Below are 24,872 nucleotides of genomic sequence, written 5' to 3'. Positions count from 1 at the left end.
TCCATTTGCCTTGAAGGTCTTCCGCACCCCTGACCTGTTGTAGTCTTCTCCGCAGGAGCAGGTCGACACGGTTCAGGGAATGAACGGAATTGAATCCTTCGCATCGATTCAGGTACTTCGCGGCATTGCGGCGCTGGCCGTCGTGCTGTTTCATCTGAAGGGCTTTGAAGCAGCGGCTGGAGCAAGCAACTCGCTACTCCCCTCCTGGATTCGCTTTGGATACAGCGGCGTCGATCTGTTCTTCGTCATTTCCGGTTTCGTAATGACCGTCATCGCTGCCGGTCGATACCAGAGTCCAAGCGCATCACTACAGTTCCTTAGCCGCCGGGCGTGGCGTGTGCTGCCGATCTACTGGCTGTTGAGCGCAGGCATTGCAGCCTGGAGCGCATTCTGGGTAGCGCGCAATCCAGTCACCAACTCGGCGTTTGATACGCAAACTCTGATTTCATCGTTCCTGCTTTGGCCCCCCGGCGCCTCCCTGATCATTCCGGTGGGTTGGACACTGGTGCATGAAGCATATTTCTATCTGGCCATGGCAATTGCGATCTGCCTGGTTCCCGAGCGCAGGCTGACAGCCTACCTGTTGGGCTGGGCGCTTCTCGTGGCAATCGTCCTGACCTTGCGCCTGCAGACAACGCCAGCGATGCACCTAGCATCATCACCGTTGACCTGGGAGTTCATTGCAGGAGCGTTGATCGGTCTGCACTGGCGCAGAGTGCCAGCCAGGCTCGGCCTGCCGCTGCTGTTGTGCGGCATCGGCATGTTTGTCTGCGCAGCCATCTGGCTGAACGCTGCAGGCGTCGAGCATCCAGGCGAGCTGGGACGCGTTGCCCTGTTCGGGAGCGCCAGCGCAGCGGTGGTCCTTGGCGCGGTGAACTGGGAAGCACATCGTCGGCCACGCCTACCAGCGTGGCTGCACTCGCTCGGCGATAGTTCGTATTCTCTTTACCTGTCGCATTTCTTCATCATCTCGCTGTGTGTCGTACTGGCAAACAAGCTCGGCGGGCCTCATTCATGGTTTCAGCACGTGCTTTTTCTCGTCGGAGCACTATCGCTCTGCCTGATTGCCAGCCAAGTATTGTTCAAATGGGTGGAGCAGCCACTTCAGTCCTTCGCGCGCAAGCTGCACCGTCGGCGCCCGCAACCCGCTTGACGTCGGCCCTCCCGACCGTGAATCAATCACATTTGCACTTAACAATGATTCCCAATTAGAATCCTTCCGGTGTCGTCCTGCGGATGAACGTGAGTGCCAGCGATTCGGCATCGCAACGCCGCCTGCGCTTCGCTTCCGCATCGTTCCAGCCTGGAATTTCCGTGTTTCAGCCGTCGTCCCAGCGCCGATTCTCATTCATAGCGCGCGGCCAGCGTCCCGCGCTGGCCAGCCTGCTGGCGTGGGTGGCGATGCTGGCGTTGCTGCTGGGCACCCTGCCGCTGCTGCCGCATCCGGCGACAGCGGCGACCGTGCAGGTACCGCTGGAAGAACGCGGCGGCGAAGGCCCATTGCAGGAAGAAGCACCGGCCAAGCTGCGCCGCTGTGCCTCCACCCCGGTGAAAGCGGCCGAGAAGGCCCGTTCGCCGCTGCTGCTGGCCAGCCAGTGGCTGCGTACCGAACTTGAACTCGTACCCGCCACGCCGGCCATGCCTGGCGTGCGCACGGACTGGCCACTGGCCGCTCCGGACACGCCCTGGGCCGACGCGCCCGGGCGTCGCCAGCAACGCGGCCAGGCGCCGCCGCTCGCCTGATCAACGGCCCGACGTGACCGCCTGCGCGGTCGCGCCCGCACGCCGCTGCCTGCTTCATCCCTGCCGCCCCTGACCGGGCTTCCCACGCATGCCGCGCCCTTCGCGCCCGGCATCGCACCTCCCTGCATCTTTCGAGGTAACTGCCATGGCCCAGCGCCATCGTGTCCGTTCGTCCCTGTCCCGCCCCCTGCTGACCAGCGCCGTGCTGGCGACGATGGCGGCCCCTGCTTTCGCGCATGGAGAGGTCGCCGGCGCCCCGCAGACGCTGGACAAGGTGGTGGTCACCGCCTCCGGCTTCGAACAGAAGGTGGTCGATGCACCGGCCAGCATCAGCGTGGTCAGCCGCGAGGAACTGAGCAAGCGCCCCTACACCAACCTGGTCGATGCGCTGCGCGACGTGGAAGGCATCGACGTCGGCCTGGAGGCCACCGACAAGAACGGCCGCGCCACCATCTCCATGCGCGGCCTGCCCTCCGAATACACCCTGGTGCTGATCGACGGCCGCCGCCAGAGCAATGTCGGCCAGCTGTACCCGAACAACTTCGGCGGCGGCCAGTTCGCCTACCTGCCGCCGCTGGATGCGATCGAGCGCATCGAAGTGGTGCGCGGCCCGATGTCAACGCTGTACGGCTCGGACGCGATGGGCGGCGTGATCAACATCATCACCCGTCGCAACCAGGACAGCTGGCATGGCGCGCTCACCCAGGGCTTCACCGTGCAGCAGGACGACCAGTTCGGCGATGCACGCACCACCGACCTGTACCTCAGCGGCCCGCTGCTGAAGGACCGCCTCAGCCTGGCGGTGCGCGGCAGCTACTACGATGCCAAGGCATCGAATCCGGAATGGGATGCACTGACCCTTCCCGACGGCACGCTTTGGGAGCGCAGCATCGGCTTCGGTGGCGGCGGCAAGTCGGTGGCCAACACCAACTGGAATACCGGCGTGCGCCTGGACTTCCGCGTCAACGATGACCACGAGCTGTGGCTGGACTACGACGTCTCGCGGCAGAAGTACGACAACAGCCAAGGCCAGACCGGCACCCTGGACAGCCTGGCCAGCCTGTGGCGCGTGGGTAACGCAGTCATTCCCAACCCGAACGGCAACGGCACGGTCACCCGCCGCGTGGTGCAGCCGCGCGTGGGCTACACCGCCTACCAGCGCTACGAGCGCGACCAGCTGTCGCTGACCCACCAGGGCCGTTACAGCTTCGGCACCTGGCAGACCTCGCTGACCCACAGCAAGAGCAGCAACCTCGGCCGATCGCTGCCGTTGACCCTTGACGAGCGCGCCAACCTGCAGACGTTGTGGAACGACGTGTGCCGTCGTACCGGTGCCGCCAGCAACTGCGCGGCCGGCCGTGGCAATGCGCTGACCGCACTCAACCCCAGTGAAATGGCGCGCCTGCAGGCCTTCCTGCCGCGTCCGCTGCGCACCATGGAACTGGAAGGCTACGTGCTCGACACGATGCTGGATCTGGACTTCGGCGCGCACAAGCTCACTGTCGGCGGCCAGTACAACGACACCGACATGATCGACGGCGTGTTCGGCATGGACGGCGCCGGCTACCGCAGCAACACCAGGCAGAAGCATCGCATGTGGGCGCTGTTCGCCGAGGACAACTGGGCGCTGACCGACACTCTGACTGCCACCTTCGGCCTGCGCTACGACGACCACAACATCTTCGGCAGCCATCTCAGCCCGCGCGGCTACCTGGTGTGGAATGCCAGCGATGCGTGGACCTTCAAGGGTGGCGTCAGCACCGGCTACAAGACCCCGCGTCCGGACCAGCTGTTCCCGGGCATCACCGGCTTTGGTGGCCAGGGCGTGCTGCCGCTGGTGGGCTCGCCGAACCTGAAGCCGGAAACCAGCACCAACTACGAGCTGGCCGCCTACTACGAAGGCCAGCGCTGGGGCTTCAACGTCACCGGCTTCATCAATAAGTTCGAGGACAAGATCGCCAGCGGCGGCACCTTCCCGAACTGCGAAGTGGCACCGGCCGGCAGCGGCTACTGCGTGGACATCGGCCCGGGCTGGGCGGCGCTGGGCTACAGCACCTTCACCCAGAGCGTGAACATCGACAAGGCCGAAACCCGTGGTGCCGAACTGGCCGGCCACGTCGACCTGCTCGACACCCTGCAGCTGCGCGGCAACTACACCTGGACCAGGAGCGAGCAGACCAGCGGCCCGCAGAAGGGGCTGCCGATCACCGGCACCACCCCGGCCAAGCACATGGCCAATGCCAGCCTGAACTGGCAGCTCAACGAGGCCATCAGCCTGTCGCTGATCGGCGAGGGCCGCTACGACCGCTACCGCGACACGCTGCTGGACGCCAACGGCGCCAGCCAGACCCGCTACTACGAGGACTACACCATCTTCCACCTGGGTGGCAGCTGGAAGGCCACGCCATGGCTGACGGTCAATGCGCGGGTCAACAACCTGTTCGACAAGAACTTCGTCTCGCAGTCGTGCCTGCTGATCAGCCAGAGCGAGTTCAACTGCGTGGACGATTACGCGACCAAGGACCAGCGCCGCAGCTACTGGATTTCGTTGAACGCGAAGTTCTGACCGCCGCGCACCGGCAGTGCCGGCCACTGACCGGCATTGCCCTGCTCCGGTGGGTGCCGACCTTGGTCGGCACCGCTTCATCCACGATCCGCGGTAGCGGTAGTGCCGGCCGCTGGCGGAAACCAGCAAGGGCCCCTCCGGGATACAGAACGACACGCAATTGCGAGCTATTCTCACCAATGATGTAATGGGCAGTCCCCGTCCGCCTCGAACCGTGCCGTGAGCCGTCCTGCCTCTTCCGCCGTGCAGCAGCAACAAAGCCGTGGCTTCTGGCTGCGGACGCTGCACCAGTGGCACTGGATCAGCTCGGCGGTGTGCCTGATCGGCATGCTGCTGTTCGCGGTGACCGGCCTGACCCTCAACCATGCCGCGAAGATCGAGGCCAAGCCACAGGTGCAGAACCAGCACCTGGAACTGCCAGCCGATCTGCTTGGCCAGCTCGGCACGCGCGAAAACGGCAATGCGCCGATCCCGCGCCCCGCCCGGCAATGGCTGGATACGCAGCTGGGCATCGCCATCGGCGGCCGCCCGGCCGAGTGGTCGGCCGAGGAGATCTACCTGTCGCTGCCACGACCGGGTGGCGACGCGTGGTTGAGCATCGATCGCGAGACCGGCGCGGTGGAGTACGAATCAACCTCGCGCGGCGCGGTGTCCTACCTCAACGACCTGCACAAGGGCCGCAATGCCGGCCCGGCGTGGGGCTGGTTCCTGGACCTGTTCGCCGTGGCCTGCCTGGTGTTCTGCATCACCGGCCTGTTCCTGCTGCACCTCCATGCACGGCAGCGGCGCATGACCTGGCCGCTGGTCGGCCTCGGCCTGATGATCCCGCTGCTGATCGCCCTGCTGCTGATCCACTGACTTTTCCCCGTTTCCGGAGCCGCCCCATGCGCGTCACCCTGACCATCGCCCTCAGCGGCCTGCTGGCCACCTCGCCAGCCTATGCCACCACCCTCGACATCAACGTCGAAGTGCCCAAGCTCAACGTCGCCGAATACCACCGCCCGTATGTGGCCGTGTGGCTGGAAGGCGCCGACCAGAAGGTCGCGGCCAACCTCTCGGTCTGGTACCAGCAGACCAGCAACAGCGAAGGCCATGGCACCAAGTGGCTGCCCGACCTGCGCCAGTGGTGGCGCAAGAGCGGCCGCACCCTGCAGGTGCCGGTGGACGGCGTGACCGGCCCGACCCGCCCGGCCGGCAAGCACGCGCTGTCGTTCAACGACAAGCAGCCGGCACTGAAGCAGCTGGCCCCGGGCAACTACACCCTGGTAGTGGAAGCGGTGCGCGAAGTCGGCGGCCGCGAACTGCTGAAGATCCCCTTCACCTGGCCAGCCACCGCCGCGCAGAACGGCAAGGCGCAGGGCGCCACCGAACTGGGCCAGGTCACCCTCGCCGTCAAACCCTGAAAAGGGGACGGAGGGGATTAAGTCCTAATCCCCTCGCTCTTGTCGCATCACCCCGCATCCACTGGAGTCTTCCGCATGAAGCGCACGCTCGTCCTCGCCGCCGCCCTGGCCGCTGCCCTTCCCTTCTCCGCCCTGGCCCACAAGGCCTGGCTGCTGCCCTCGCAGACCGTGATCGCCGGCAACGCGCCGTGGATCACCGTCGACGGTGCGGTCTCCAACGACCTGTTCTACTTCAACCACGTGCCGCTGCGCCTGGAATCGCTGGTGATCACCGCGCCGGACGGCAGCACCGTGCAGCCGCAGAACGCGTCGACCGGCAAGTACCGCAGCGTGTTCGACATCGAACTGAAGCAGGCGGGCACCTACCGCATCGCCTCGGTCAACGACGGCCTGTTCGCCACCTACGAACAGAACGGCGAGCGCAAACGCTGGCGCGGCAGCGTCGCCACCTTTGGTGAACTGCCGAAGGATGCGAAGAAGCTGGAAGTGAGCCAATCGGTCGGTCGCGTGGAGACCTTCGTCACCAACGGCGCGCCGAACGACACCGCGCTGAAGCCGACCAACCGTGGCATCGAGCTGGTCGCCGTCGGCCACCCGAACGACCTGTTCGCCGGCGAGGAAGCCACCTTCCGCGTACTGGTTGACGGCAAGCCAACCGCCGGACTCGAATTCGAGATCGTGCGTGGCGCCACCCGCTACCGCAACGCGCAGGACGAACTGAAGCTGACCAGCGATGCCAAGGGCGAGATCAAGGTGACCTGGCCGGAAGCCGGCATGTACTGGCTGGAAACCGGCACCGAGGACAACAAGACCTCGGTGAAGCAGGCCGCGAAGCGCCGCCTGAGCTACGTGGCCACGCTGGAAGTGCTGCCGCAGTAATGACGTGGACCGCGATGCCGGGCAGGCCCCGGCATCGCCGCCGCAACGCCTCACCATGACCGATTCCCTGCTCGACATCGCCCGACTCGGCGGCACCACCATGGGCACCACCTGGAGCGTGTCGCTGGTTGCGCCGCGCCAGCGCGACCTGCACCCGCTGCACGCCGGCATCCAGGCGCGGCTGGATGATGTGGTCGCGCAGATGAGCACGTGGGAGCCCGGCTCGGATCTAAGCCGCTACAACCGCACCAACGCCGGCCAATGGTGCGTGCTGCCGGCCGAGACGCGCCACGTTCTGGCCTGCGCACTGGCCATCGCTGCCGCCAGTGACGGTGCCTTCGATCCCACCATCGGCCCGCTGGTTGCACTGTGGGGCTTCGGTGCACATGCCGGTGAACGCCGCCAGCCCGACGACGCTACCCTGCAGGCCACGTGCGATCGCTGCGGTTGGCAGCGCCTGCAGTGGCAGGACGATGCGCTGCTGCAACCGGGTGGACTGGAACTGGATCTTTCTGCGATCGCCAAGGGCTTCGGCGTCGATCACGTGGCCGCCTGGTTGCGTGGGCAAGGCATTGCTGCTGCACTGATCGAGGTCGGTGGCGAACTGGCTGGCTATGGTCGCAAGCCGGACGGCCAGCCATGGCGCGTACTGGTGGAATCGGCGCCGGAAGAAGACGCGCACACCGAAACACCACCGCGGGTGCTGGCGCTGGACGGCAAGGCGGTGGCCACCTCCGGTGATCGCTGGCACCAGTACCAGGCCGATGGCGAGGCCTACAGCCACAGCCTGGACCCGCGTTCGGGCAGACCGGTGCGGCAGGTTGCAGCGGCGGTCACGGTGGTGGCCGACGACGCCATGCACGCCGATGCCTGGGCCACCGCACTGACCGTACTCGGTCGCGAACAGGGCATGGCGCTGGCCGAACGCGAAGGACTGGCCGCGCGCTACCTGCAACGCGCCGCAGAAGGCCCGCGGGAATTCCTCAGCAGCGCCTTCCAGCGCCTGCTCGACGAGCAGGACTCATGAGTACACGACCGTCGCGCGCGCTGCTCGGCAACGCGCTTGTACTGATCCTGCTGGCGCTGATCGCCTGGGCGCTGCTGCGACTGCATCTCGGCGAAGCCTGGTGGCAGGGCGCGCCCCCGGAACGGCAATCGCAGATCGCCATCATCGCCACCGCGCTGTATGCGCTGGCCTGCGCCGCACTGTGGTGGCGTGGGCGACCGCGCGACGATGCTGCAACCGGTGACACGCCCCCGATCCTGCTGGTCTGGTCCAGCCAGACCGGCTTTGCCCGCGAACTGGCCGAACGCAGTGCCGAGGCATTGCGTGGTGCCGGCGTGCCGGTGCGCGTGCGTGGCCTGCATGAGGTGGACGCGGCGCTGCTGGCCGACAGCCAGCGCGCGCTGTTCATCGCCAGCACCACCGGCGAAGGTGATCCGCCCGACCACGCCCTGCCCTTCCTGCGCGGGGTGATGGCCACGCCGCCCTCGCTGCAGCACCTGCGCTACGGCGTGCTCGCGCTGGGCGACCGCAGCTATGGCCACTTCTGCGGATTCGGCCACCAGCTCGACCAATGGCTGCGCCAGCACGGCGCGCACCCTCTGTTCGATGCGATCGACGTCGACAACGCCGATCCGGCCGCGCTGCGTCACTGGCAGCAGTTGCTGGGACAACTCGGCGGTAACGCCAGCGAACTGCCCGACTGGAGTCCGGCCGAGTACCAGCCGTGGACGCTGCTGCAGCGCACGCATCTGAACCCGGGCAGCCCCGGCGGCCCGGTGTACTGGATACGCCTGCAGCCACCGGCCGATGCAGATGCGCAGTGGCAGGCCGGCGACATCGCCGAGATCGGCCCGCAGCATGCATCGCACACCGTACGTGCCTGGCTGGACGCACAACGCTTCGATGCGGACATCGTGCTGGATGACGGGCAGACGTTGCTGGCACGCGTCGCGCGCTCGCACCTGCCCTCATTGGTTCCCCCGGGTGATCTGCCCGCATTGCTGGCGACCCTGCAGCCGCTGCCGCATCGCGAATACTCGATCGCCTCGGTGATGGCCGGTGGCGCGGTGGAACTGCTGCTGCGTCGCCAGCTGCGCGCGGACGGTACACCCGGCATCGGCAGCGGCTGGCTGTGCGACCACGCGGTCATCGGCGAGCCGGTGCAGCTGCGGCTGCGTCGCAACGACAACTTCCATGGCGTCGCCGCCCACGTGCCGCTGCTGTTGATCGGCAACGGCACCGGCATCGCCGGCCTGCGCGCGCACCTGCACGAACGTGCCCAGCGTGGCGCACGCCGTACCTGGCTGCTGTTCGGTGAGCGCACCGCTGCGCACGACTTCCACTTCGGTGAAGAACTGCAGGCGATGCTGGCCGACGGCTCGCTGGCGCGGTTGGATGCAGTGTTCAGCCGTGATGGCGGCGTGCACCGTTACGTGCAGGACCGGCTGCTGGCCGAAGCGGCAACGCTGCGGCAGTGGGTGGATGAAGGCGCGGCGATCCTGGTCTGCGGCAGCCTGCAGGGCATGGCCCCGGCGGTGGATGCGGTGATCGAGCAGGTGCTGGGAGCGGACGGCAAGGAAGCGTTGCTGTTGGCCGGTCGTTACCGGCGCGATGTGTATTGAGGTGGCCGCATCCACGCATGGCGTGGATCTACTGTAGAGCCGAGCCATGCTCGGCTGGCCGTGCCCGCCGGCGCCAACGAATCATCACCCCGCCGCACTGACCCGGATCGCCAACAGCTCGCCACCGCCCTGCAACGCGTGCCGCTGACGTTCACCGGCTGCCAACCACGCGGTATCGCCGGCCTGCATGGCCGGCAATCCACTGTCCTCACCAAATTCGGCGTGCCCGGCCAACAGGTGCAGCGCCCAGGCCACACCCGGTTCGCAGAAGAAGAACATCGACCCCACCAATGGCCGGTGCAGCAGTTCGGCCTGCAGCAGTTCGCGCTTCCACATCAGGTTGAAGTCGTGGGTGATGCCGTCCACCAGTTCACCGTGCAGTGTTTCCTCACCCGCAAAGCGCACCCGTCCATGCGGTGGCAACACGTCGGCCACGCGGTCATCGTCGAAGCGCAGGCGCACGCCATTGCCCTGCAGCAGCACCAGCTCGCGCTCCACACCAGGGAAGGCGGAGAACGCCGCGTCCTGCTCGATCTCGGCCACCGACAGGCGCAGCGCCCAGTCATCGCCCTGCACCGGCAGGCGCAGGATCTCGCGGGTCCAGCCCAGGCCGTTGCGCCACCGTTCGCGGCGGTAGTCCAGGCTGGAGATCACCTGGCTCGGAGTGTGCAGCAGGGAGTCGATGTTCATCGGCGCATTGCATCATGTCGCGCGCCGTCGTGCATCACCGCGTGGCGAGCGTGCCCTGGCCACCGCACCCGCCGGCCAGCAGCTGCGAGTGCTTCAGCCAATCCTGGTCGGGGTAGTAAGCAAACACCATCGTGCCACCACGCAACGCATCGATCAGCGGCTTGGCTACCGACAGCCGCACCGCCGGACAGCCCAGGCTGCGCCCCAGCCGCCCCTGCAGCTGTGCGGTGGCCGGATTCACGTACGGCGCGCCGTGGATGACGATTGCTCGGTCACGCGCGCGGTCGTTGAAGCCCGGTTCCAGCCCGGCCAGGCGCAGCGAATATCCATTGCCCCCCATGTAGGTCTCCTGCGCGGTGAACGCGCCAAGACTGGACATGAAGCTGCCATCGCGGTTGGAGAAGTGCTCGGTGCGGTTCTCGCCACTGTTGCGGCCATGCGCCACCCATTCCTCGAACAGCAGGCGCTGGTGGGCCAGGTCGAACACCCACAGGCGCGGCTCGGTGGACGGCCGCGAATAGTCGATCACGCTGAGGCGATCACCATTGATGCCCAGCTCCGGCCGCTGCAGTGCGCAGCGCATGGCATGCGCCGCCAGTTGCAGCACGTGGCGGTCGGCCTTGGGTGCGCTGCGCGACAGCAGGGCAGCCAGATCATCGGCAGAGGTGGCGAGGGCGGGCGTCTGTGCCAGCGCCGGGGCGCTGGCCGAGGTCGCCAGCAGGCCGAACGCGGCCAGCCGGCACAGGCGGGATGCAGTCATGGGCACAACGAGGGGACTCAGTTGCCCTTGAAGGTGGACCCTGGCGGCTCGGATTCCAAGACCGGCTGCATTCCGGATTCAGCCGGGCTTGGGCGGACCGCCGGCAGCGAGGTCACCAGCAGGGTGGTGCCCGGCACCAGCACCTGGTACAGCTGACGGGCGAAATCGGCCGGCAACGCCATCGGCAGCGAGGGCGTGGCCAGCAGGTCCGGGGTGGCCTGGGCACGGTCCTGGCCCAGCAGCGGATAGGCCGTCCACTGGTGCAGGCGCTGGTTCGCGTCCAGCGGGCTGGGGGTGTCGCTGTAGCCCTGCCCCATCACGAACAGGGTCGTGCCCTGGAAGGCCGGCAGTGCATCGGCCTTCAACGGCGACTCGCCGATCATCACGCCATCGCGCAGCACGTACAGGCGCTGGTCGTGCAGGCTGACCAGGATGCCGACCTGCCCGGCCGGCGCCGCGCTGTCATTCCACCAGCCCTGGGTGGCCACACCCTCGGTTTCCGGCAGCGCCTGCCCGCGCGCGTTGACCGGCGCCAGCACCGACGGATAGGCCAGGGTCATCGGCGAGCTCTTGGCATCGGCCACGACCACGGTATCGCCGCGCTGGGTTTCACTGAACAGCTTCTGCGCGAAGGCCTGCGGCAGGCGCACGCAGCCGTGCGAGGCCGGATGCCCGGGCAGGCTGCCGCCATGCAGGGCGATGCCGTCCCAGGTCAGCCGCTGCATGTAGGGCATCGGCGCACTGTTGTAGAGGTTGGACTTGTGGTCCTTGTCCTTCTGCAGGATGGTGAACACACCAGTCGGTGTTTCGTGCCCGGCCTTGCCCGAGCTGATCGTGGTCAGGCCGATGGCAATGCCGTTGCGGTACACGTAGGCGCGCTGCTCATCGAGGCTGACCACCAGCACGATCGGGCCGCTCGGCGAGATTTCCGGATGCCACAGGTATTCGCCCGGCTTGAGGTCAGTCGGCCCGCGCACGTCGGCCGTGCTGGCGGCAGCGGCGGGCTTGGCAACCGGTGTCGGCGCAGCGGCATGGGCCAGCAGCGGCAGGGCCAGTGCAAGGGCGAGCATCAGGGTCGTGGGGCGATGCGGAAACATCCAGCGGGTGTCCTTTCCATGCGGAGCAGCCACCGTACACCATCGACCCGTGGTGGCCGCGGCAAAAACCGGGCGCCGCAAATGAAACTGCCCGGCGACACAGCCATGTGTCGTACCGGGCAATCGTTACGTCCCTGTCGGCCTGCTGCCGCCCCCTCGCATCCTGCGCTGTGGGGGTAGCGTTGCGTCCTGCACGCGGCCGCGTCTGTCCTGTTTGTATCTCAGCCCCTTCCACAGGTCTGTGATGCCACCATCCTGGTGATTGGTGCCGCATCCTGCGGCGGTCGGTGGTCACAGGCGTCCTGCCCGTGTCCGGTGAACCAGCCTCCTGCCAGTTCCGACGATTCCTGCTGTCAGCGCCTGGGTACGGTTCGCACCGGTACCGATCCGGGTACCGGATCCGCCGGCAACAGCCTGTTGCCTACGGTGATCCGCTGTCGATTCCGTTCGACGATTGCATTCCCTATTCCCTTCACCTGCGTCAGGTCCTCGACGCGATGAAACGGGCCGTGTCTGCGCCGGTGCTCGACAATTGCCTCGGCCTTGGCGGCTCCGACCATCGTCAATCCCTGCTGCAGCGCCTGGGCATCAGCGCGGTTGATGTCGATCGGTTCGGCGGCATGCGCCCCAGCGATCCCCATTACCAGTACCAGCACCCTCAACACGACAAACCAAGGCACGACGTGTATCTCCTTGTGATTCTGGCCGTCCCGACCGGCAATCCCGTCGGTAGGAACAGTGTCCGTCACCACATGTGCACAGCCTATCGGTTTCCCGGATTTCCGTAAGCCAGCCAAATACCCGACGTGATGTAGGAAAAACCCTACCCCAGCACAGGCGTAGAATGGCGCGATCACAGCCCATGCAACCGGAGTTTCAGATGGACAGCGCCAAGCTCGGCCAATTCGTCAATGACAAGTGGGACAGCGAGATCGTCCCGCAGTTGGTCGACTACATCCGCATTCCCAACAAGTCGCCGATGTTCGACGCCAATTGGGTGCAGAACGGCTACATGGAACAGGCGGTCACCTTGATGGAGAACTGGGCCAAGGCCCAGCAGCTGCCCGGCCTGAAGGTCGAGGTGGTGCGCCTGGAAGGCCGCACCCCGCTGATCTTCCTGGAAATTCCGGCCACCGGCGCCGAAACCGGCGACGACACCATCCTGCTCTACGGCCACCTGGACAAGCAGCCGGAAATGACCGGTTGGGACGACGACCTCGGCCCGTGGACCCCGGTCCTGCGCGGCGACAAGCTGTATGGCCGCGGCGGTGCGGACGACGGCTACGCCATCTTCGGCTCGCTGGCCGCCGTGCTGGCGCTGCAGGCCCAGGGCCTGCCGCACGCGCGCTGCGTGGTGCTGATCGAAGCCTGTGAAGAATCGGGCAGCTACGACCTGCCGGCCTACGTCGACCACCTGGCCGACCGTATCGGCAAGCCATCGCTGGTAGTCTGCCTGGATTCGGGCTGCGCCAACTACGACCAGCTGTGGTGCACCACCTCGCTGCGCGGCCTGACCGGCGGCAATTTCACCGTGAAGGTGCTCAACGAAGGCGTGCATTCCGGCGATGCCTCCGGCGTGATCCCGTCCAGCTTCCGCCTGCTGCGCCAGATCCTTTCGCGCATCGAGGACCAGGACACCGGCCGCATCCTGATCGACGGCATGAACGTCGAGATCCCGGCCGAGCGCCAGGAACAGGCCAAGCGCGCCGCCGAAGTGGTCGATACCGAGATCTTCGAGAAGTTCCCGATGGTCGACGGCCTGCGCCCGATGAACGAGGACCTGACCGAGCTGGTGCTCAACCGCACCTGGCGCCCGGCGCTGTCGGTCACCGGCGTCGGCGGCATGCCGCCGCTGGAATCGGCCGGCAACGTGCTGCGCCCGCAGACCTCGGTGAAGCTGTCGCTGCGCCTGCCGCCAACCGCCGATGGCAAGACCTGCGGCGAACTGCTGAAGGAAGCGCTGCTGCGCGACCCGCCGAACGGCGCGCAGGTCACCCTGGACCTTGAAAAGGCGTCCACCGGCTGGAACGCCCCGGCCATGGCGCCGTGGCTGACCCAGGCCATCGACGACGCCAGCCAGGCCTTCTTCGGCAAGCCGGCGATGTACATGGGCGAAGGCGGCTCGATCCCGTTCATGGGCATGCTGGGCGAGAAGTTCCCGGGTGCGCAGTTCATGATCACCGGCGTGCTCGGCCCGCACTCCAACGCGCATGGCCCGAACGAGTTCCTGCACATCCCGATGGGCAAGAAGGTCACCGCCTGCGTATCCAAGGTGATCAGCGAGCACTACGCCGCCAGCCTGCGCGGCGAGACCAGCGGTTCGCCGGTGGCCGCCGACAGCGGCACCCGCCACGGCGACCACGGCTGCTGCTGATCCGGCACCCGTGACGGACGCAGCCTGGCCTTGCTAGGCTGCGTCCACACTCAAGCGGAATCCGCGCGCATGAATGGTCTGTTCGGCAGCAGCAGCTGGCTGTACATCCTGCTGGTGGGCTTCTTCGTCGGCCTGCTCGGGCGCTTCTTCATGCCCGGCAACAACCGCATGGGCTGCCTGCTGACCATCGTGCTGGGCATCCTTGGCGCGCTGCTGGCCGGCTGGTTCGGCCAGTACATGGGCTGGTACGCCCCCGGTGAACCGGCCGGTTTCCTCGGTGCGGTGGTGGGCGCGGTGGCCGTGCTGGCCGTCCTGCGCCTGTTCAGCGGCCGCCGCTGACCCCGTCCCCTTCCTTTCCTGTTCCCGACGTTGGCGCGCCCGGCGCGCCCGGATATGCCTGCATGACCGAACCCGCCTCCGATCCCCAGCGCAGCGCGCAGCGCCTGCGGTGGGCCCGTACCCAGCTCGATGATGCCAACGCGGTGGTCGAGCGCGCTTCGGTCGATGCCGGCATGCGCAGCTACTGGCGCACCACCAGCACGCGCGGCAGCCACATCGTGATGGACGCCCCGCCGGGGCTGGAAGATCCGCGGCCGTGGCTGCGCATGCGCGGCCTGCTGCACGACAACGGCCTGCGCGTGCCCATGCTGCTCGCGCAGGACCTGGAGGCCGGCTTCCTGCTGCTGGAAGATCTCGGTGGCCCGACCCTGGCGAAGATCCTCGATGAGCGCAACGCCGATGAATGGTTCGGCCGCTCGATCGAACAACTGCTGCGCCTGCAGGCGATTCCGGTGCCGGCCGACTTCGGCCAGTTCGGCGAAGCGCTGCTGCAGCGTGATGCCGGCCTGTTCGACGAATGGTTCCTGCAGCGGCACCTGAACCTGGAGCTGGACTGCGGCGAGATCGAAGGCCTGCAGCTGGTGCATCGCCGCCTGATGGACAACGCGCTGGGCCAGGCCCAGCTGATGACCCACCGCGACTACATGCCGCGCAACCTGATGCCAGTCGACGACGGCCCGGCGGTACTGGATTTCCAGGACCTGGTGCGCGGCCCGATCGCCTACGACGCGGTAAGCCTGTTCAAGGACGCCTTCCTGAGCTGGCCGCTGCAGCGTGTGGACGAATGGCTGGCGCAGTACCACGAGCGTGCGCGCGAGGCCGGCCTGCCGGTGCCCGACCGCGCCACCTTCCTGCGCGATGCCGACTGGATGGGCATCCAGCGCCACGTAAAGATCCTTGGCCTGTTCTGCCGCCTGCGCTACCGCGACAACAAGGGCCATTACCTCGACGACGCGCCGCGCTTCATCACCTATCTGGATGAAGTGCTGCCGCGCTACCGCGAACTGGCACCACTGCAGCAGCTGCTGGACAACCGCATCAAGCCGGCGCTGGCCGACCTGGCCGCACCGATGCGCGTGGCCCGATGAAGGCGCTGGTCTTTGCCGCCGGCCTCGGCGAGCGCATGCGCCCGCTGACCCTGCACACGCCCAAGCCGCTGCTGGAAGTAGCTGGCAAGCCGCTGATCGTCTGGCACCTGGAACGCCTGGCCGCACTCGGCGTGCGCGAGGTGGTGGTCAACACCGCATGGCTGGCCGAGCAGTTCCCGGCGACGCTGGGCGATGGCAGCCAATGGGGCCTGCGCCTGCATTTCATGTACGAAGGGCAGACCCCGCTGGAAACCGGCGGCGGCATCCTCAATGCACTGCCGGTGCTGGGCGACGCCCCGTTCCTGGTCGTGAACGGCGACATCTGGAGCGACTTCGATTTCGCCACGCTGCCACGCGAACCACAGGGCCAGGCGCATCTGGTGCTGGTCGACAATCCCGCGCAGCACCCGGACGGTGACTACCGCCTTGATGCGCAGGGGTTGCTGCACCACGATCGCGAAGGACCGTGCCTGACCTATGCCGGCATCGGCGTGTATCGTCCTTCGATCGTGGCCGACTGGCGCGCAGTGATCGGCGAGGCACCGGGCAGCGAGCGGATGCCGCCGAAGTTCTCGGTGGTGCCGCTGCAGAAGCATTTCATGGCGCAGGGGTTGATGACGGGGCAGCACCATCGTGGGCGCTGGACCGATGTCGGCACCGTGGATCGCCTGCGTGCGCTGGATGTTGAGTTGGCGGCGAACGGCTGAGCCCCTCGTGGCTGGAAGCGTAGAGCGGATCGCGTGCTTGGCCGGGCGGGTGGGCCATGCAGGGGACGCTGCAAGTACGTCCCTGTAAGCTCGATGGCGCCATCCATGGCGCCAACGCCCCTGCATGGCCCACCCCGCCCGGCCTCTGACAGTTTCCGTGGGCGTCCAGCCACGGAAGAAAGAAAGAAAAGCAAAAGCGGGTTGCTTCGCTGCGCTTGCTCTGGTGTCGACCAAGGTCGACACCCACCAACAGTAGTCAGCAGTGCAGTACGCAGTCCCGGCAGATCGCGGGAACCTGTCGAAGGCGGGGCGCTGTGGGTTTGCGGGGTGTGAGCCGCATGGATGCGGCGACCAAGCTCCCATGGACGGGTTCACGGCGTCCCCGCAAACCCACAGCGCCCCGCCATCCCACGGATAGCCCGCTTTTGACGTTGACGTTGCTTCGGCTTCTGCGGGTGCAGGGCGCAGCCCTGCCGAACAACATCCCTCAGTAACGCGGCCGGCCTTCTTCCAGCACCTGGCGCAGGAACGGCACGGTGATCCGCCGCTTCGCCGCCAGCGACTCGCGGTCCAGCCAGTCCAGCAGCGTGATCAACCCACCCAGCTCGCGACCGGTGTGCGACAGCAGCCACTCGATGGACGCCTCGTCGATCGCCAGCCCACGGCGCAGCGCACGCTCACGCAGCACCGCTGCTCGCCCTTCCTCATCCAGCGGCTGCAGCAGCACGCGCACGCACTGGCCCAGCCGCGAACGCAGGTCCGGCAGCACCAGGCCCAGCGCTTCCGGCGCCTTCTGCGCCGTGTACAGCACAGTCACGCCCGCCGCGCGCGCACGGTTGTGGAAATCGAACAGCGCGATCTCGTCCTCGCGGTTGCCGGCAACCTCGTCCAGGCCGTCCAGCGCCACCAGTTCGCGCGCCTCCAGCCCATCCAGCGCCGCACGCACGCGGCCGGCCGCACTGGCCAGCGGCACATAGGTCGGCAGCCGCCCGGCCTGCTCGGCGCTGGAGCACATCGCCAGCGCCTGGTGGGTCTTGCCGGTGCCCGCCGCACCTTCCAGGTAGACCCAATCGTGGCTGGCACCCACCGCGATCGCGCGCAGCTGCGCCAGCGCGCCATCCGGCGCGCCGATGAAGGTCTCCAGGCGCTGGTCCCGCGGGTAATGCAGGGCCAGCGGCAGTTGCGGCACACCCATCACTTCAGGTCGGGGCCCTTGTCGTTCGGAATGATGATATGGGGGGCATCGACCACGCCATCAAGCACGATCGCCGGCTTCTCGCCCACGTACAGCTCGCTCTGGCGGTAGCGCTGGTGCGCATAGCGCAGCAGCACGTTGGTCACCGCGGCCACCGGCAGCGCCAGCAGCATGCCGAGGAAGCCGAACAGCTGGCCACCGGCCATCACCGCGAAGATCACCGCCACCGGGTGCAGGCCGATCTTGTCGCCGACGATGCGCGGGGTCAGCACGTAGCTCTCCAGCAGCTGGCCCACGGTAAACACCACGCCGACCAGGATCAGCAGCTTCAGGTCGAAGCCCTGCGCCTGCACCAGTGCGGCCACCACCGCCATCAGGATGCCGGTGGTCGCGCCCAGGTAGGGAATGAAGCTGATCAGGCCGGCAATCAGTCCGATCAGCAGGCCCAGCTTCAGGCCGACCAGCGACAGGCCGCCGGCATAGATCACGCCCAGCGCCAGCATCACCAGGAACTGGCCGCGGATGAACGCGCCCAGCACCTCGTTGGATTCACGCGCCAGCGCGCTGATGGTGCCGATCTGGTTGCGCGGAATCACCGACGCCACCCGCTCAACCAGCTTGTCCCAGTCACGCAGGAAGTAGAACGCCAGGATCGGCAGCAGCAGGATGTTGACCACCCACGTCACCATCGCGAAGCCCGAGCGCGAGACGTAGCCCATGAACGTGGTGGCGAAGCCGCCGGCCTGCTGCCAGTGGCTGCGCACCCATTCGATCAGGCGGTCCGGGTCCAGCCACTGCATCACTTCCAGGCCGGTCTTCTGCTCGAACCAGGGAATCCCCTTCTCCATCAGCCACGCCTGTGCCTGCGGCGCGACCGCGATCAGGGTGGTGATCTGGCGCTCGATCATCGGCACCAGCACCAGCAGCAGCGCCACGATCACCAGTACCATCGCCGCGAACACCAGCACCACGCCGGTCATGCGCGAGCGGCCGGTGGCCTCGATGCGGTCCACCAGCGGGTCACCCAGCCAGGCCAGCGCCAGCGCCAGCACGAACGGGGTCAGGATCGGCGCCAGAAGCCACACCACCCAGCCGATCAGGCCGGCGAACAGGATGTACTTCAGGCGGCGCAGGAACTGCGCGATTTCCGCTTCAGGGGTCAGGGTCATCGCAGGCGGTACTCGTTGCTGACCGGGGCGGCCACCGGGGTACCGGTGGTGTCATCGATCGGCGTGGGCAGGGCCGGCAGCGGCGCGCTCGGCACCAGCACGCCGTTGTCGCCCAGCATGCGGTTGAAGCCGGCCAGCCCGGTGGTCATCTCCAGGCTCAGTTCCAGCTGGCTTGCCGAGGCGTGCAGCGGGGTGACGCTGCGTACCACCGGCACTTCGCGCAGGCCGGCAGCCAGGCGCAGGTAGTCATCGGCGCTGTTGATGCCGGTGACCACCACACGGTAGGTCCCGGCCTGGCCGACGGCAGCGCCCGCCTTGGCATAGCGCTTGACCAGCGCATCGGCGGCGCCGTCGGCACCGGCGGCCATCGCGCGCATGGCGTTGGCGTCCTTGCTGGTCCACTTGTTCAGTTCACGGCCGTTGTCGACGAACACCCAGTCCGCCTGCCAGCCGCCATTGGCGCGGTACAGCTTGCCGATCAGCTGCATCGGCGGCGAGTAGCGCGAGGAGGCACGGGCCACGGCGGCACTGTCCTGGCGCCAGATCGCACCCGCCAGCGCCTGTTCGGCGGCACCACCACTGGGCAGGCCCAGCTTGTAGCCACGCTCGATGGCGCGGTTCAGCAGCGGGCGGGCGGCGTTGGCCTGCTGCACGCTGACCAGGCGCGGGCCGCTGCCATCGTCGACGGCCAGCCACAGCACCGGCTTCGGTCGCGGCTGCGGCCACAGTGGCAGGCCCAGCGCCGACACCAGCGAATCAACGTCGTCCTCGCGGAAGCGGGCCACCAGCAGAGTACGGAAGCTGGGGGCACCGTTGGCGCTCACGCTCTGGTCCTGCTTGTAGTCGTAGCTGGCCACGTAGTCCTTGGCGTTGCGCAGCGCCTGCACCACGCCGGGGCGGGACATCACGCTGCGGTCGCCGGACAGCTTGCCCAGTACCACGCTCAGCGCGCGGGCCAGGGCGCCGTTGCGATCGGCCTCGGCTTGGCTGTTGACGGGCACTTCGGCCTCGTACGCGCCACTGGCGGTGGCGACATCACCCTCGGTGCGAAGGCCGCTCTGGGCCATCGTGGCCACCGGCAGGCTCAGCGCAAGGAGCAGGGTCAGAATCAGGCTGCGGCGCATCAGGACATCCATTGGCTCGACGTATCCGGGGGAATTGTTGCCCGAATACGGCCTTTGCGCCAATGCGGCCTGTTAAAATCGCCCGTTCAACCCCTGCCAGCGCCGACGCCCGTGACCAACACCCCGTCTTCCGCCCCCTCCCCCCTCACCTATCGTGACGCGGGTGTCGACATCGACGCCGGCAATGAGCTGGTCGAGCGGATCAAGCCCCTGGTCAAGCGCAGCTTCCGCCCGGAAGTGATGGGCGGCCTGGGCGGCTTCGGCGCCCTGTTCGACCTGTCCAACAAGTACCGCGAGCCGGTGCTGGTGTCCGGTACCGACGGCGTGGGCACCAAGCTGAAGCTGGCCCACCAGCTGAACCGCCACGATACGATCGGCATCGACCTGGTCGCCATGTGCGTGAACGACGTGCTGGTGCAGGGTGCCGAGCCGCTGTTCTTCCTGGACTACTTTGCCACCGGCAAGCTGGACATCGATACCGCCGCGGCGGTCGTGGGCGGCATCGCCAACGGCTGCACCGAGGCCGGCTGCGCCCTGATCGGCGGCGAAACCGCTGAAATGCCCGACATGTATGCCCCGGGCGAGTACGACCTGGCTGGCTTCACCGTCGCCGCAGTCGAGAAGAGCGAGCTGAAGGACGGCGCCAGCGTGGCCGCCGGCGACGTGCTGATCGGCATCGCCTCCTCCGGCCCGCACTCCAACGGCTACTCGCTGGTGCGCCGCATCTACGACCGCGCCGGCCGCCCGGCCGATCTGGAGCTGGAAGGCGGCGTGAAGCTGGTCGATGCCCTGATGGCACCGACCCGCCTGTACGTCAAGCCGATCCTGTCGCTGCTGAAGTCGCACGGCGAGGCCATCCATGGCATGGCCCACATCACCGGTGGCGGCCTGACCGAGAACATCATCCGCGTAGTGCCCGAAGGCCTCGGCCTCGACATCCAGGCCTCGTCCTGGACCCTGCCGCCGGTGTTCCAGTGGCTGCAGAAGGAAGGCGCAGTAGCCGACAGCGAGATGTGGCGCACCTTCAACTGCGGCATCGGCTTCGTGCTGATCGTGGCGCCGGACCAGGTGGCCGCGGTGTCCGACGCAGTCAAGGCGCAGGGCCTGGAGCACTGGACCATCGGCCAGGTGGTCACCGCCGAAGGCGCCGAGCGCGTCCACATCGGCTGAGCCCGGCAACCAGGAGCCCGCATGGACGCAACGCCCCCCTTGTCGCCCGCCCCCGTACCGCCGCCGCTGGCGACGGTACCGCCGTTCAGCGCGCAGGATGCCGACCACCTGCGCATGCTGGCCATCGCACACTACGTGGTCGGTGGCCTGATCGTGCTGTTCTCGCTGATCTTCATCCTGCACATCGTGATCGGCATCGCTGCGTTGACCGGCAGCCTGCCGATGAAGTCTGGCGGCGAGCCCTCCTCGCCGGAGGAACAGCGCCTGATGGGCTGGGTGTTCACTGTTCTCGGCTGCGTCGTCGTGTTCGGTGGCATCGCGCTGGGCGGGTTCGTGGCCTATGCGGGTCGTTGCCTGGCCCGCCGTCGCCGCCATCTGCTGTGCCTGATCGCGGCTGGCCTGGCCTGCCTGTTCACGCCGGTCGGCACGGTGCTGGGTGTGTTCAGCCTGATCACCCTGCTGCGTCCGCAGGTCAAGGCTGCCTTCGACGCTCCCGCCACGGCCGCATGACCGCCTCCAACATGCCGCCGCCGTTACCGCAGCAGACCCTGGCGCAGCTGCAGCTGGTCAGCCATCTGCAGACACTGGGAGTGCTGTTCTACGCCCTGGCCGGTTTCCACTGGGTCGCCGCAGTGGCGTTCCTTGGCCTCAGTGGATGGGTGGCCCACTCACGCGGCCTGGACGATGCCTGGATGCTGACCACGGTCTATGCCTCGATCGCCGTGCTGGCCATCGTGCTGGGTGTTGTGCAGCTGCATACCGCGCGCCTGCTGTCACGCCGCACCGGCCTGGCCTGGTGCCAGCGCGCGGCGTGGCTGGGCGTGCTGGCTGGCCCACTGGGCATGGCGTTGACCGCCTATGCCTGGGTGTTCCTGTCCAAGCCGGACATGGCCGCGCTGTTCGACCGCGGCGACCATCTCGGCGTCTGAGCCCGCAGGCAGACGACCCGCCCTTCCCAGATCGACTCTCCATGTCCTCGCCTGCCCTCTCGACAACCGCCTCACCCGCCCGCTACCGCTTTTCGGGCCCGAAGAAGCTGGCCTTCGCCGCCGTGCTGGCGATCTTCGCGATCAGCTGGATCCACCCGCTGTGGCCTACCGAACAGGCCCTGCACAGTACCCTGACCGTGATCGGGCTGGCCGCGCTGCTATGGGTCGACCGCCGCGGCGGCTGGCTGGGCAATGGCGCTTTCATCGCCATCTGCGGTTTCATCGCCCTGCACTGCGTGGCGGCGCGCTGGCTGTATTCGAACGTGCCCTACGACGCCTGGGCGCAGGCGCTGACCGGCTGGTCGCCCAACGCGGCATTCGGCTGGCAGCGCAATCACTTCGACCGCCTCATCCACTTCCTGTTCGGCGTCTGCTTCACCCCCGCGCTGCTGCAGCTGGCGCGCCATGCGTGGCCAGCGCTGCGCCTGGGCCAGGCCTTCGCCCTGGCGGTAATGACGGTGATGTGCGCCAGCCTGGTCTACGAATGGTTCGAATGGGCCATCGCGCTGGCGCTGTCGCCGGATGCCGCCGAGGCCTACAACGGCCAGCAGGGTGACATGTGGGATGCGCATGCCGACATGCTGATGGCGACCATCGGCAGCCTGCTGACCTGGCCATTGATCCGCCGGAGTTCCCTGCAATGACCGCCCCAACCCGCATCGCCGTGCTCGCTTCGGGCCGCGGCAGCAACCTGCAGGCCATCCTCGACGCGATCGGCAATGGCCGCCTGCCGGCCGAGGTGATCGGCGTGTTCTCCGACCGCCCCGCTGCAGAAGCACTGCAACGCGTCGATTCCAGCCTGCGCTGGGCACACACGCCGAAGTCCTTCAGCGACCGCGCCGCCTACGAGCAGGCTCTGGGCGATGCGCTGGCAGCAGTACAGCCGGACTGGATCGTCTGTGCAGGCTACATGCGCATCCTTGGTCCGGCCTTCGTGCAGCGCTTCGCTGGCCGCCTGGTCAACATCCACCCGTCGCTGCTGCCGCTGCACAAGGGCCTGGACACCCACGCGCGTGCGCTGGACGCCGGCGACGTCGAGCACGGTGCCAGCGTGCACCTGGTGGTGCCGGAGCTGGATGCCGGAGCCGTGCTGGCGCAGGTGCGGGTTCCCGTGCTGCCCGGCGACGACGCGCACAGCCTGGCCGAGCGGGTGCTGGCGGTGGAGCACCCGCTGCTGATCGCCACGCTGCAGCTGCTGTGCGAGGGCCGCCTGGCTGAACGGGAGGGTCAGCCCTGGCTGGACGGTCACCCCCTGTTTAGCCCCTTGGCCCTAGATTCCGCCGGAAACCTGAACCGGTAACGCCCTTGCACACGCCCCGCTGACTGCGGGGCTGGCATCCTGCCCCCTCCTGCGGTCCCTGTCCTCCATGAAGACCACGACGCTGCTGTCCACTTCACTGCTGTTGTCGCTTGCCGTGCTTCCCGGCGTGGGCTGGGGCCAGACGCAGCCGCCCGCGGCTTCACCGGCACCGCCACCTGCACCCGCTGCGCTGCCACCGAACGAGCCCAGTGTGCCGCTGCTGCCGGCATTGGCCTGGGAACCGCCGCCGCTGCAGCCGTTCACCGCCACCTACCAGGCCTTCTACAAGGGCAAGGAAGCGGGTGATGCCAGCATGCAGGTCACCCACACCGGCGGCACCCAGTGGCGGGTGGACATGCAGGTGGTCGGCCGCCGCGGCTTTGCCAGCGTGCTCGGCCTGAACATCGAGCAGAGCACGGTGTTCGAAGAGCGCAGTGGCGTCTACGCACCGCTCAGCCAGAGCACGGTGCGCAAGGGCCTGTTCCTGGGCAAGAAGGCCGTGGGCACCTACAACTGGCAGGCCGGTACCGCGCAGTGGACCGGCGACGTCAAGAAGGAACGTGCGCAGCCGATCCCGCTGCAGCCGGGCGACCAGAGCGCACTGCTGATCAACCTGGCGATCATGCGCGACGCGCGCCCCGGCGCCGCCATGCATTACCGCTACGTGGACATGGGCAAGGTCCGCCAGCACGACTACCAGGCCGCACCGCAGACCGAGAACGTCGAGGTCGGCGACCTGTCCTACAACGCGCTGCGGGTCTACCGGACCAATGGCGGCAACAACGAAACCATCCTCTGGATCGCCAACGGTGTCCCCACCCCGGTGCGCATCCTGCAACGCGAAGACGGCGAAGACCGCGTCGACCTGCGCCTGATCGAATACCAAGGAGTCTGAGCATGAGCACCCTGACCCGCCCCCTCACCTGGATCGCCGCTGCCGCGCTGACCGTGGCCAGCCTGCCGGCAATGGCGCTGGAGCCGTTCAAGGCCGACTACCTGGCCAGCTACATGGGCATGCAGGCCAACGGCACCATGACCCTGTCCAGCGAAGGCGCCAACAAGTGGCGCTACAGCCTGCAGGTGAAGAACCAGCTGGCCGACCTCAGCCAGAGCACCGTGTTCGAGGAAGTGCGCGGCCAGCTGCGCCCGCTCAGCAGCCAGGACCGTTCGGCCCTGCTGGTGAAGAAGCGCAACGTGCAGGCCACCTACAACTGGAACAGCAACCAGGCCACCTGGAGCGGCGACATCAAGCCCGACCGCGCCGGACCGATCGCACTGAAGGCCGGTGACATGGATGCGCTGCTGATCAACCTGGCGATTGCCCGTGACCTGGCGGCCGGCAAGCCGCTGACCTACCGCATGGTGGACGAGGGCCGGATCAAGAACATGACCTACCGCGTGGTCGGCAAGGAATCGATCACCGTGGCCGGCAAGAGTTACGAGGCCACCAAGGTATCGCGTGCCGATGGCAACAAGGAGCTGATCGCCTGGATCGTACCGGACTTCCCGGTGCCGGCGCGGATGCTGCAGCGTGAGAGCGGCCGCGATGCGCTGGACCTGACCATCAAGGCGATGAACTGACCGGAGATCCACGTCATCCACGCATGGCGTGGATCTACTTCACGTTCCAGTAGATCCACGCCATGCGTGG

Annotated in this window: 26 protein-coding genes; 19 read left to right on the top strand and 7 right to left on the bottom strand. The window is 67.4% G+C overall.

Annotated features, from left to right (window positions below):
- The first annotated feature begins 79 nt into the window (after nucleotides 1–79).
- The 8 genes from EZ304_RS14760 to EZ304_RS14725 all read left to right on the top strand — a co-directional run bounded on the left by EZ304_RS14760 (nucleotide 80) and on the right by EZ304_RS14725 (nucleotide 9,219).
- Nucleotides 80–1,153, top strand: coding sequence for an acyltransferase family protein (locus EZ304_RS14760; protein WP_142807437.1), 1,074 nt, complete (start codon nucleotides 80–82; stop codon nucleotides 1,151–1,153).
- A gap of 248 nt (nucleotides 1,154–1,401) precedes the next feature.
- On the top strand, nucleotides 1,402–1,743 hold the full coding sequence (locus EZ304_RS14755; RefSeq protein WP_099529805.1) for a hypothetical protein: 342 nt from the start codon (nucleotides 1,402–1,404) through the stop codon (nucleotides 1,741–1,743).
- Nucleotides 1,744–1,888: 145 nt separating this feature from the next.
- Entirely contained in the window at nucleotides 1,889–4,309 is a 2,421-nt protein-coding gene (locus EZ304_RS14750) for a TonB-dependent receptor domain-containing protein (RefSeq protein WP_142807436.1), read from the top strand.
- 219 nt (nucleotides 4,310–4,528) lie between these two features.
- Nucleotides 4,529–5,167, top strand: a complete 639-nt coding sequence (locus EZ304_RS14745; protein ID WP_142807435.1) for a PepSY-associated TM helix domain-containing protein — start codon at nucleotides 4,529–4,531, stop codon at nucleotides 5,165–5,167.
- 26 nt (nucleotides 5,168–5,193) lie between these two features.
- On the top strand, nucleotides 5,194–5,712 hold the full coding sequence (locus tag EZ304_RS14740) for a DUF2271 domain-containing protein (protein WP_004147429.1): 519 nt from the start codon (nucleotides 5,194–5,196) through the stop codon (nucleotides 5,710–5,712).
- A gap of 75 nt (nucleotides 5,713–5,787) precedes the next feature.
- Nucleotides 5,788–6,591, top strand: coding sequence for a DUF4198 domain-containing protein (locus EZ304_RS14735; RefSeq protein ID WP_099553081.1), 804 nt, complete (start codon nucleotides 5,788–5,790; stop codon nucleotides 6,589–6,591).
- A 55-nt stretch (nucleotides 6,592–6,646) separates the two neighbouring features.
- Nucleotides 6,647–7,618 (top strand): FAD:protein FMN transferase, encoded by a 972-nt coding sequence (locus EZ304_RS14730; protein WP_142807434.1) that lies wholly within the window; start codon nucleotides 6,647–6,649, stop codon nucleotides 7,616–7,618.
- Entirely contained in the window at nucleotides 7,615–9,219 is a 1,605-nt protein-coding gene (locus EZ304_RS14725; RefSeq protein ID WP_142807433.1) for a sulfite reductase subunit alpha, read from the top strand. Before EZ304_RS14730 ends, EZ304_RS14725 begins: the two co-directional genes overlap by 4 nt.
- Nucleotides 9,220–9,303: 84 nt before the next feature.
- Here the strand turns inward: EZ304_RS14725 and EZ304_RS14720 are convergent, their stop codons facing one another.
- The 4 genes from EZ304_RS14720 to EZ304_RS14705 form a co-directional block, all read right to left on the bottom strand.
- The gene (locus EZ304_RS14720; RefSeq protein WP_099553083.1) at nucleotides 9,304–9,909 is read right to left on the bottom strand and encodes a HutD/Ves family protein; all 606 of its coding nucleotides are present in this window, start codon (nucleotides 9,907–9,909) and stop codon (nucleotides 9,304–9,306) included.
- A 34-nt stretch (nucleotides 9,910–9,943) separates the two neighbouring features.
- Entirely contained in the window at nucleotides 9,944–10,669 is a 726-nt protein-coding gene (locus EZ304_RS14715; protein ID WP_010483599.1) for a murein L,D-transpeptidase catalytic domain family protein, read from the bottom strand.
- 17 nt (nucleotides 10,670–10,686) lie between these two features.
- Complete coding sequence (locus EZ304_RS14710; protein WP_142807432.1) at nucleotides 10,687–11,766, bottom strand: L,D-transpeptidase; 1,080 nt, start codon at nucleotides 11,764–11,766, stop codon at nucleotides 10,687–10,689.
- 353 nt (nucleotides 11,767–12,119) lie between these two features.
- The gene (locus EZ304_RS14705) at nucleotides 12,120–12,446 is read right to left on the bottom strand and encodes a ComEA family DNA-binding protein (protein ID WP_239503787.1); all 327 of its coding nucleotides are present in this window, start codon (nucleotides 12,444–12,446) and stop codon (nucleotides 12,120–12,122) included.
- A 200-nt stretch (nucleotides 12,447–12,646) separates the two neighbouring features.
- Here EZ304_RS14705 and EZ304_RS14700 point away from each other — a divergent pair, with 200 nt between their 5' ends.
- From EZ304_RS14700 to murU, 4 genes are all read left to right on the top strand, one after another.
- Nucleotides 12,647–14,140, top strand: a complete 1,494-nt coding sequence (locus tag EZ304_RS14700; protein WP_099553086.1) for a M20 family metallopeptidase — start codon at nucleotides 12,647–12,649, stop codon at nucleotides 14,138–14,140.
- 69 nt (nucleotides 14,141–14,209) lie between these two features.
- Nucleotides 14,210–14,479 carry a GlsB/YeaQ/YmgE family stress response membrane protein gene (locus EZ304_RS14695; protein WP_005415577.1) on the top strand — a complete coding sequence of 90 codons (270 nt, stop codon included), beginning with the start codon at nucleotides 14,210–14,212 and terminating at the stop codon, nucleotides 14,477–14,479.
- A 62-nt stretch (nucleotides 14,480–14,541) separates the two neighbouring features.
- Nucleotides 14,542–15,567 carry an aminoglycoside phosphotransferase family protein gene (locus tag EZ304_RS14690; RefSeq protein ID WP_142807431.1) on the top strand — a complete coding sequence of 342 codons (1,026 nt, stop codon included), beginning with the start codon at nucleotides 14,542–14,544 and terminating at the stop codon, nucleotides 15,565–15,567.
- Nucleotides 15,564–16,274, top strand: a complete 711-nt coding sequence (gene murU / locus EZ304_RS14685; protein ID WP_142807430.1) for an N-acetylmuramate alpha-1-phosphate uridylyltransferase MurU — start codon at nucleotides 15,564–15,566, stop codon at nucleotides 16,272–16,274. The genes EZ304_RS14690 and murU overlap by 4 nt, the downstream gene beginning before the upstream one ends.
- Nucleotides 16,275–16,761: 487 nt before the next feature.
- Here murU and hda read toward each other — a convergent pair whose 3' ends face one another.
- The 3 genes from hda to EZ304_RS14670 are packed head-to-tail and all read right to left on the bottom strand — an operon-like array spanning nucleotide 16,762 to nucleotide 19,774.
- Nucleotides 16,762–17,469 (bottom strand): DnaA regulatory inactivator Hda, encoded by a 708-nt coding sequence (gene hda / locus EZ304_RS14680; RefSeq protein ID WP_099553089.1) that lies wholly within the window; start codon nucleotides 17,467–17,469, stop codon nucleotides 16,762–16,764.
- Nucleotides 17,469–18,638, bottom strand: a complete 1,170-nt coding sequence (locus tag EZ304_RS14675) for an AI-2E family transporter (protein WP_142807429.1) — start codon at nucleotides 18,636–18,638, stop codon at nucleotides 17,469–17,471. Before EZ304_RS14675 ends, hda begins: the two co-directional genes overlap by 1 nt.
- Nucleotides 18,635–19,774 (bottom strand): DUF2066 domain-containing protein, encoded by a 1,140-nt coding sequence (locus EZ304_RS14670; protein ID WP_142807428.1) that lies wholly within the window; start codon nucleotides 19,772–19,774, stop codon nucleotides 18,635–18,637. The genes EZ304_RS14675 and EZ304_RS14670 overlap by 4 nt, the downstream gene beginning before the upstream one ends.
- Before the next feature lie 99 nt (nucleotides 19,775–19,873).
- On the opposite strand from EZ304_RS14670, the gene purM reads away from it, so the two are divergent.
- The 7 genes from purM to EZ304_RS14635 all read left to right on the top strand — a co-directional run bounded on the left by purM (nucleotide 19,874) and on the right by EZ304_RS14635 (nucleotide 24,802).
- A complete protein-coding gene (gene purM, locus EZ304_RS14665; RefSeq protein WP_010483620.1) occupies nucleotides 19,874–20,932 on the top strand; it encodes a phosphoribosylformylglycinamidine cyclo-ligase in 1,059 nt (352 codons plus the stop codon).
- Nucleotides 20,933–20,953: 21 nt separating this feature from the next.
- The gene (locus EZ304_RS14660; RefSeq protein WP_142807427.1) at nucleotides 20,954–21,442 is read left to right on the top strand and encodes a hypothetical protein; all 489 of its coding nucleotides are present in this window, start codon (nucleotides 20,954–20,956) and stop codon (nucleotides 21,440–21,442) included.
- Nucleotides 21,439–21,861: a hypothetical protein gene (locus EZ304_RS14655; RefSeq protein ID WP_099553094.1), complete on the top strand. Its 423-nt coding sequence runs from the start codon at nucleotides 21,439–21,441 to the stop codon at nucleotides 21,859–21,861. The genes EZ304_RS14660 and EZ304_RS14655 overlap by 4 nt, the downstream gene beginning before the upstream one ends.
- A gap of 41 nt (nucleotides 21,862–21,902) precedes the next feature.
- Nucleotides 21,903–22,565: a DUF2238 domain-containing protein gene (locus tag EZ304_RS14650; protein ID WP_142807426.1), complete on the top strand. Its 663-nt coding sequence runs from the start codon at nucleotides 21,903–21,905 to the stop codon at nucleotides 22,563–22,565.
- Nucleotides 22,562–23,221, top strand: a complete 660-nt coding sequence (gene purN, locus EZ304_RS14645; protein WP_142807425.1) for a phosphoribosylglycinamide formyltransferase — start codon at nucleotides 22,562–22,564, stop codon at nucleotides 23,219–23,221. Before EZ304_RS14650 ends, purN begins: the two co-directional genes overlap by 4 nt.
- A gap of 67 nt (nucleotides 23,222–23,288) precedes the next feature.
- The gene (locus EZ304_RS14640) at nucleotides 23,289–24,116 is read left to right on the top strand and encodes a DUF3108 domain-containing protein (RefSeq protein WP_142807424.1); all 828 of its coding nucleotides are present in this window, start codon (nucleotides 23,289–23,291) and stop codon (nucleotides 24,114–24,116) included.
- Nucleotides 24,117–24,118: 2 nt separating this feature from the next.
- Entirely contained in the window at nucleotides 24,119–24,802 is a 684-nt protein-coding gene (locus EZ304_RS14635) for a DUF3108 domain-containing protein (protein ID WP_099553098.1), read from the top strand.
- Nucleotides 24,803–24,872: the final 70 nt, after the last annotated feature.

It is taken from the genome of Stenotrophomonas maltophilia (assembly GCF_006974125.1).
Lineage (GTDB): Bacteria > Pseudomonadota > Gammaproteobacteria > Xanthomonadales > Xanthomonadaceae > Stenotrophomonas > Stenotrophomonas maltophilia_O.
The sequence above is the reverse complement of the archived record's forward strand: the minus strand, read 5'-3'. Positions and strand labels throughout refer to the sequence as shown.